This is a genomic window from Kineococcus halophytocola (genome assembly GCF_041276425.1).
Taxonomy (GTDB): domain Bacteria; phylum Actinomycetota; class Actinomycetes; order Actinomycetales; family Kineococcaceae; genus Kineococcus; species Kineococcus halophytocola.
Genome location: NZ_JBGFTU010000030.1, coordinates 23,794 through 30,220, shown reverse-complemented (window position 1 = coordinate 30,220; position 6,427 = coordinate 23,794). Strand labels below are relative to the sequence as shown.

General features: G+C 73.5%; 8 protein-coding genes and 1 tRNA gene. 4 read left to right on the top strand and 5 right to left on the bottom strand.

Going from position 1 to position 6,427, the window contains the following annotated elements; translation table 11 throughout:
* Positions 1 to 173: 173 nt before the first annotated feature.
* Positions 174 to 410: a GNAT family N-acetyltransferase gene (locus AB2L27_RS19005; protein WP_370443057.1), complete on the top strand. Its 237-nt coding sequence runs from the start codon at positions 174 to 176 to the stop codon at positions 408 to 410.
* Positions 411 to 906: 496 nt separating this feature from the next.
* Here the strand turns inward: AB2L27_RS19005 and AB2L27_RS19000 are convergent.
* Together AB2L27_RS19000 and bcp are read right to left on the bottom strand one after the other, a co-directional pair.
* A tRNA-Leu gene (locus AB2L27_RS19000) sits at positions 907 to 988 on the bottom strand.
* 12 nt (positions 989 to 1,000) lie between these two features.
* Positions 1,001 to 1,477 (bottom strand): thioredoxin-dependent thiol peroxidase, encoded by a 477-nt coding sequence (bcp, locus tag AB2L27_RS18995; protein WP_370443056.1) that lies wholly within the window; start codon positions 1,475 to 1,477, stop codon positions 1,001 to 1,003.
* Between the two features lie 98 nt (positions 1,478 to 1,575).
* Between bcp and AB2L27_RS18990 the strand changes: the two genes are divergently transcribed.
* The 3 genes from AB2L27_RS18990 to AB2L27_RS18980 are packed head-to-tail and all read left to right on the top strand — an operon-like array spanning position 1,576 to position 3,550.
* Positions 1,576 to 1,866 (top strand): DUF3618 domain-containing protein, encoded by a 291-nt coding sequence (locus AB2L27_RS18990; RefSeq protein ID WP_370443055.1) that lies wholly within the window; start codon positions 1,576 to 1,578, stop codon positions 1,864 to 1,866.
* Between the two features lie 35 nt (positions 1,867 to 1,901).
* Positions 1,902 to 2,195: a GroES family chaperonin gene (locus tag AB2L27_RS18985; protein WP_370443061.1), complete on the top strand. Its 294-nt coding sequence runs from the start codon at positions 1,902 to 1,904 to the stop codon at positions 2,193 to 2,195.
* 38 nt (positions 2,196 to 2,233) lie between these two features.
* A complete protein-coding gene (locus AB2L27_RS18980; RefSeq protein ID WP_370443060.1) occupies positions 2,234 to 3,550 on the top strand; it encodes a cytochrome P450 in 1,317 nt (438 codons plus the stop codon).
* A gap of 21 nt (positions 3,551 to 3,571) precedes the next feature.
* Here AB2L27_RS18980 and AB2L27_RS18975 read toward each other — a convergent pair whose 3' ends face one another.
* From AB2L27_RS18975 to aztD, 3 genes are all read right to left on the bottom strand, one after another.
* Positions 3,572 to 4,042, bottom strand: coding sequence for a hypothetical protein (locus AB2L27_RS18975; protein WP_370443054.1), 471 nt, complete (start codon positions 4,040 to 4,042; stop codon positions 3,572 to 3,574).
* A 145-nt stretch (positions 4,043 to 4,187) separates the two neighbouring features.
* Entirely contained in the window at positions 4,188 to 5,042 is an 855-nt protein-coding gene (locus AB2L27_RS18970) for a metal ABC transporter solute-binding protein, Zn/Mn family (protein ID WP_370443053.1), read from the bottom strand.
* Complete coding sequence (aztD, locus tag AB2L27_RS18965; protein ID WP_370443052.1) at positions 5,039 to 6,313, bottom strand: zinc metallochaperone AztD; 1,275 nt, start codon at positions 6,311 to 6,313, stop codon at positions 5,039 to 5,041. Before aztD ends, AB2L27_RS18970 begins: the two co-directional genes overlap by 4 nt.
* Positions 6,314 to 6,427: the final 114 nt, after the last annotated feature.

Genomic DNA, 6,427 nt, shown 5'->3' with positions numbered 1-6,427 from the left:
TCCCGTGGTAACGATCATGAACTCGACACTCAAGACCGTAGCCACCAGGACGGCGTGCGTCCTGCATCTCAGCTGTTCAGAGGCGTCGCAACAGCCGACCTGACCTCACACATGCGTCACAAGAGCCGAAAAAACCCGAGATCATCGACTCCACGGCGGTCGCATTCATCCGGGTGATTGCTGTGCATCGCAACCGACGCGGACAGCACCTGGCCCTTGAGGGTATGGCCCACATGACGAAGGAAATCTTGGAGGCCGTCCCGGCAGGGGTGGACCACGTCCTCTTGCAGGCTGAAGTCCACGCATCCAACGTAGCCAGCCAGGGCCTGCTGACCAAGCTGCACTGGCGGCCGACGGGCGCGCCCACATCAGATCTCTACGAAGAGTGGCGACTGACTTTCGGTGTCTGAAGGTGGTCGGGAGCGTTCGTGAGCGAGGTGCGCGGCGAGAACGGTCGTGCGGGAGTTGCTCGCCGCCGAGCCTCACGTCGACCGCTTCACCCTGATCAGGCTGGCGGTCCAGCGGGTGGAGCAGCTTCGCCCGCACGACGACGAGCGCGCTCGGACGGCAACACGACCGGGTCATCTGGGGGGCCGCCCAAGGGCAGAGCCGGCGTCTACCGAACTCGATGTCCTGAGCGCCCACATCGAGTACGCGCCGGCGTTCCCCGGTCGGTGGCACGGAGAGGACCTCCGAGTGGACGGCGGAGCTGTCGAGGAGCCGCACCACCACCAGGGGGTCGCACTGATCCTGGCGCTCAGGACGCCCCGAGGTGACGCCCCGAGGTGACGCCCCGAGGTGTCGACGTCGTGGGGCACACCGCAGCGGCCTTCGTCCCCACAGCGCCCCCCTCGACCCGGCTGGGTGATGTCTCCCCAGGTCAGAGGTGGTGCAGGTCGGAGGCAGTGCGGGAGAAGGGACTCGAACCCTCACGCCCGGAGGCACAGGAACCTAAATCCTGCGTGGCTGCCAGTTACACCACTCCCGCTCGGCCGCCAGACTACTGGTCCAGCCCGAGGTCCCTGCGGAGCTTGGCGACGTGGCCCTTGGCGCGGACGTTGTACTGCGCCAGTTCCACCACGCCCCGCGGGTCCACCACGACGGTCGAGCGGATCGTGCCCACCGACGTCCGGCCGTAGTTCGTCTTCTCCCCCCACGCCCCGTACGCCTCGTGCACCGCGTGGTCGGGGTCGGACAGCAGCGGGAACGTGATCTGGTCCCGCGCGGCGAACGCGGCCAGCTTCTCCACGCCGTCCTTGGAGATCCCCACCACGGTGAACCCGGAGGAGTCCAGCGCCTCGAGGGAGTCGCGGAAGTCGCACGCCTGGGTGGTGCACCCCGGCGTCATCGCGGCCGGGTAGAAGTACGCGACGACGCGCCGTCCCGCGGCCCGCAGGTCCGCCAGGGACACCGCCCGGCCGTCGTGCGCGGTCAGCGTGAAGTCGGGGGCGTGCTCACCGGGCACCAGGCGCGTCATGGACGGCGACCCTATGCCCCCCCGCGAGCCCCCGCAGGAGACCCGGCCCCGTCTCCGGTACGGTTCGCGGGACGTCCAGAGGAACACAGGAGGTGGCCGTGGCGGCCAGCGACGGCAAGGCCGAGATCACGACCAGCGACCCGCGCGCCCTCGAGCGCGAGGTGGAGGCTCGTCGCGCCGCGCTCGCGGGCACGATCGACGAGCTGACCGACCGGCTCGCACCGAAGACCATCGCCCGGCGCTCGCTGGCCGACGTCCGCGGCCGGGTCCAGTCCTTCGCCTTCGACCACCGCGGGGGCCTGCGCGTCGAGCGCGTCGCCGCCGTCGGGGTCGTGGTCCTGGGGGTCACGACGGTCCTCGTCGTCCGCGCGGTGCGCACGCGCCGCTGAGCCCCGTGAGCGCCTCCGACCAGCTGCCCGTGCGGATGCTGCACGACCGCGTCCTCGTGCTGCCCGACGACGCGGCCGAGCGCAAGTCCTCGGCGGGCATCCTCATCCCGGCCACGGCCGCCGTCGGCAAGCGCCTGACGTGGGCGGCGGTGGTGGCCGTGGGGCCGCACGTGCGGCAGGTCGCCACGGGGGACAAGGTCCTGTTCGACCCCGAGGACAAGGCCGAGGTCGAGCTGCACGGGCAGGGGTACGTCCTGCTGCGCGAACGCGACCTGCACGCCGTCGCCGCCCCCGGCGGGGACGACGGCCGCACCGGTCTGTACCTCTAGCTCCGCACCTCCAGCTCCACGACGCGAAGGTCCCACCGCTGAACCGGTACTCCCCGCTCGACGTCGGCGGCCCGTCCCCGATCGACATGGTGCGCGCGGTCCCGCGCATCCTGCGGGCCCCGCACCTGTTCCTCACCGAGGTCACCGCCCGGCACGGGAGGGCCGCCGCGATCCCGTTGCCGCGCACCCCGGTCCTCGTCCTGGCCGACCCCGCCGGGGTGCGGCGCGTGCTGGTGGACAACGCCCGCGGGTACGGCAAGGCGACGATCCAGTACAACGCCCTGGCCACCGTCACCGGTCCCGGTCTGCTGGCCGGGGACGGGGCGCGCTGGCGCACCCACCGCCGCGTCGTGCAACCCGCCTTCCACCACGCCGGGCTGCGCGACGTCGCCGGGCACGCGGTGCACGCGGGGCGGGGCCTGGCCGCCGCGGCGGACGCGCTGGCCCCCGGGGAGCCGCTGGAGGTCCTGGAGGCCACCTCCCGCGCGGGCCTGGAGGTCGTCGGGCACACCCTGGCCGCCGCCGACCTCTCCCGCGACGCACCGCTGCTGGTCGAGGCCGTCGGCCGGGCGCTCGAACTCGTCGTGCGCCGCGCCGCCAGCCCCGTCCCGGGGACGTGGCCCACCCCGTCCCGTGCGCGCCTGGCCCGCGAGGTCGCGACCGTCGACGACGTCTGCGCGCGCGTCCTCGCCGACCGGGCGGCACGACCCCTGGAGGACCCCCACGACCTCGTCGGGCTCATGCTCGCCGCCGGGATGGAGGACCGGCAGGTCCGCGACGAGCTCGTGACGTTCGTCGTGGCCGGGCACGAGACCGTCGCCAGTTCCCTCACGTGGACGCTGGACCTGCTGTCCCGCAACCCCTCCGCGCTGGACCGCGTGCACACCGAGGTCGCCGCGCTCGAGGGCGACCCCGGCTGGGACGACCTGCCGCGGTTGCCGTACCTGCGGGCCGCGGTCGACGAGGCGCTGCGGCTGTACCCGCCGGCGTGGGTCATCACCCGGCAGGCGCTCGCCGACGACGTCGTCGCCGGGGTCGAGGTGCCCGCCGGCACGCTGGTCATCGTCTGCACGTGGGCGCTGCACCGCGACCCCGCGCTGTGGGACGAGCCGGCCGCGTTCCGTCCCGATCGGTTCCTGGACGCCCCGCGCCGGGACCACTACGTCCCCTTCGGCGCCGGTCCGCGCCTGTGCATCGGGCGTGACCTCGCCCTCGTGGAGGAGGTCCTCGTGCTGGCCGCGCTGCTGCGCACCCACACGGTCCGGCCCGCCGGGCCGCCCCGACCGGTCGACGCGCTCGTCACCCTGCGCCCGCGCGGCGGGCTGCCCCTGCACGTGGAGCGCCTGCCGGGCTGAGGGCCGTGGGCGGCGGTCCGATCAGGGCATCTCCATCGTCTCGGCGCGGCGGACCTCCGCCAGCGCCGCGTCCAGGGCCCGGCGCAGCGGGCGGCCGGGCCCGGTCGCCAGGTCGTGCACGAGCAGCACCGCGTGCTGGAGCACGAGCGCGTGGCCGAGGCGGGGCACCTCCTCGGGGTCGGGGTGCTCACCGAGCGCGGCGACGAGGACGACGACGAGGATCCGCGGGTCGAGCCCGCCGAACCACGCCGCACCCCCGGCCGTCGCGGCCACCGCGGCGCACAGGTCGTCGGCGTCGAGCCCGTCGGGGTGCTGCTCCTCCAGCGCCCGGCGCAGGACCCAGCCGAGGACGACGCGGGCCTGCTCGGCGTCGAAGGCGGCCAGGTCCGTCGTCGCGGCGGTGAAACCGTCCGCGTCGGCGCGGCCGGCCGCCTCGACGGCGCGCGTGAGGAGGCGGGTCAGCAGGGTCGGGTCGGTCGGTGCGGGAGTCACCGGTCCATCGTCGCGTGCCGGACCGGGACGGGCGGGCGGCAGGTGGCCGGCGCCGCACGGGAACGCCCCCGCCCCCGGTGCGCGGTCGCCGGGGGCGACGTGCGCGGTGGGGACGGGGGCGCCGGGAGTGTGCGGGGGCGGGGACTCAGCAGTTCAGCCCGGTCCGCAGCGCCTGGAGGTTCTCCTGCATCAGCGAGAGGTAGTCCTGGCCCTCCTCGACGCGTTCGACGGGGTGCAACACCGCGGTCTGCACGCCGAGGTCGCCGGCGAGCTTCTCGGCCACCGCGGGGTTCGCCGTCTCCTCGAAGAAGATCGTGGTGACGTCGTTCTCCCGCGCGACCTCCAGGACGTCGCGGACGCGGGCGGGGGAGGGTTCCACCTCCGGGTCCACTCCGGCGATCCCGATCTGCCGCAACCCGTACCGCTGGGCGAGGTAGCCGAACGCCTCGTGCGAGGTGACGAGCGCGGCGTCCCGGCACCCGGCGAGCGCCGTGGCGTAGTCGGCGTCCAGCTGGTCCATCTCGGTGGCGAAGGCGGCGGCGCCGGCCTCGTAGTCCGCGGCGCCCTCGGGGTCCACCTCGCTGAGCGCGGCGGCCACGTCCTGCCCGAGGGAGGCCATCCGGACCGGGTCCAGCCAGAAGTGCGGGTCGTTCTCGTCGTCGGCGTACTGCACGGCGTCGACGAGGTGCTGCGGCGGCCGGGCGCTCAGCGCGGTGTCGATCGCGGGCTGCAGGCCGCTGAGGTGGACGACCACGTCCGCGTCCACCATCTCGGCCACCTGGCGCGTCGAGATCTCCGTGTTGTGGCTGTCGTCGCCGGCGGCCAGGACGCTCGACACGCTCGCGCGGTCGCCGGCCACGGCCTCGGCCGTGTACTGCAGGGGGTGCGACGTGGTCACCACGGTCGTCCCGTCCTCCCCGCCGGCCGGCGGGTCGGTGGACCCGCAGGCGGCGAGGAGGGCGAGGGCGAGGACGCCGCCCGCCAGGGGGGCGGACCTCACTCGGTGACCTCACCGGGGACGGCGGTCAGCTCGTTCGGGGTGACGTCCAGGGTGCCGCTGGCGTAGACCTCGCCGGTCTCGATGTCGACCGCGTGGATCTCCTTGGTCGCCGGCTCGGTGATGAACGCGGTGCCGTCCAGGGTGAAGACCTGCGGCTGGGGGGCCTGCCAGTCCTCCTGGACCTCCCACGGGTCGATGACCGGGGTGGACCGGGTGACGGTCCCTGCAGCGGTGTCGATGAGGTGCAGCTGCCCGTCGGTGCCCAGCACCACGCCCTCGCCGTTCTCCCCGCGACCCAGCGAGCGGTACCAGTAGGAGGTGCCACCGGGCAGCTCGACCAGGCGCAGGGTGGCGTTGGTGGTGTCGATGAGGGAGACGCGCGTGGTGAGGTCGATCTCCGCGTCGGGGTTGGACTTGTAGTCGCCCAGGACGATCGGGGACTCCTCGGTGCCCCACTGGTTGCCGATCCGGCCGTAGGCGTCGGGGCTGGTCACCTTGGTGATCTCGGTGCCCTTGACGATGAGGACGCCGTCGCTGCAGCCGATGACGACGGTCTCCTCGGCGGCGACCGTCTCGCCGTGGGTGTTGGGGCACTGGTCGTTGGAGGCGATCTCAGTGTTCTGCGCGTCGAGGATGCGGATGCCGGTCCGGGCCTCCTCGGTGCCCTCGGTGACGACCAGCGACCCGTCACTGCGCTCGACGGCGACGCCGTGGTGGGCCGCGGGGGTGGTGTACTCGCGGGCCTCGTCCTCCTCCACGGCGTCGTGGGCCACGTGCTCGGAGTCGAAGGACACGACGTGGCCGGTGCCGTCGTCGAACAGCGTCGTCTTGCCCGCGTGGCGGACGACGTGACCGGGCTTCTCCGCCGCGTACACCACGTCGGTGTCGTGCGGCTCGGCCGTGTAGTAGTGCGAGTGGTCGCCGTGGGGCTCGCTCCACGCCCCGGCGTCGAGGACGTGGAAGCCGCCGGTGGCGGACACCATCACGTGCCGGCCGTCCCCGGCCGGGTTCAGGCGCGCGAAACCGTCGTAGGGCACGTCGGCCAGCACCTCGAACGTCGCGGCGTCCAGGACCTGCACGCCGCCGTCGTAGGTGACGGCGACCCGGGTCTTGGCCGCTCCGACCTCGGTGGCCTGGGAGGCGCTGCTGGTCTCGGAGGAGGACGAGGGGGCGGGGGCGGCGGGGGTCTCGGTGCTGCCTCCGCCGCACGCGGCCAGCAGCGTCAGCGAGAGGGGGAGGGCGGTCAGGGTGAGCAGGGGGCTGCGGCGCACGGTGGACGTCCAACCTGGTCGGGAGCTGTGAACGGCCGAACGCTAACACGAGTGAGAAGCGTTATCGAACGGCGCGTCGCGATCTCCGGTCGAGAAGAGAGCCGGTCTGTGGTG

Coding starts and splice junctions, on each gene's coding strand:
- bcp (WP_370443056.1), bottom strand. CDS start 1,477: ATGACGCGCCTGGTGCCCGGTGAGCACGCCCCCGACTTCACGCTGACC.
- AB2L27_RS18985 (WP_370443061.1), top strand. CDS start 1,902: ATGCTGCACGACCGCGTCCTCGTGCTGCCCGACGACGCGGCCGAGCGC.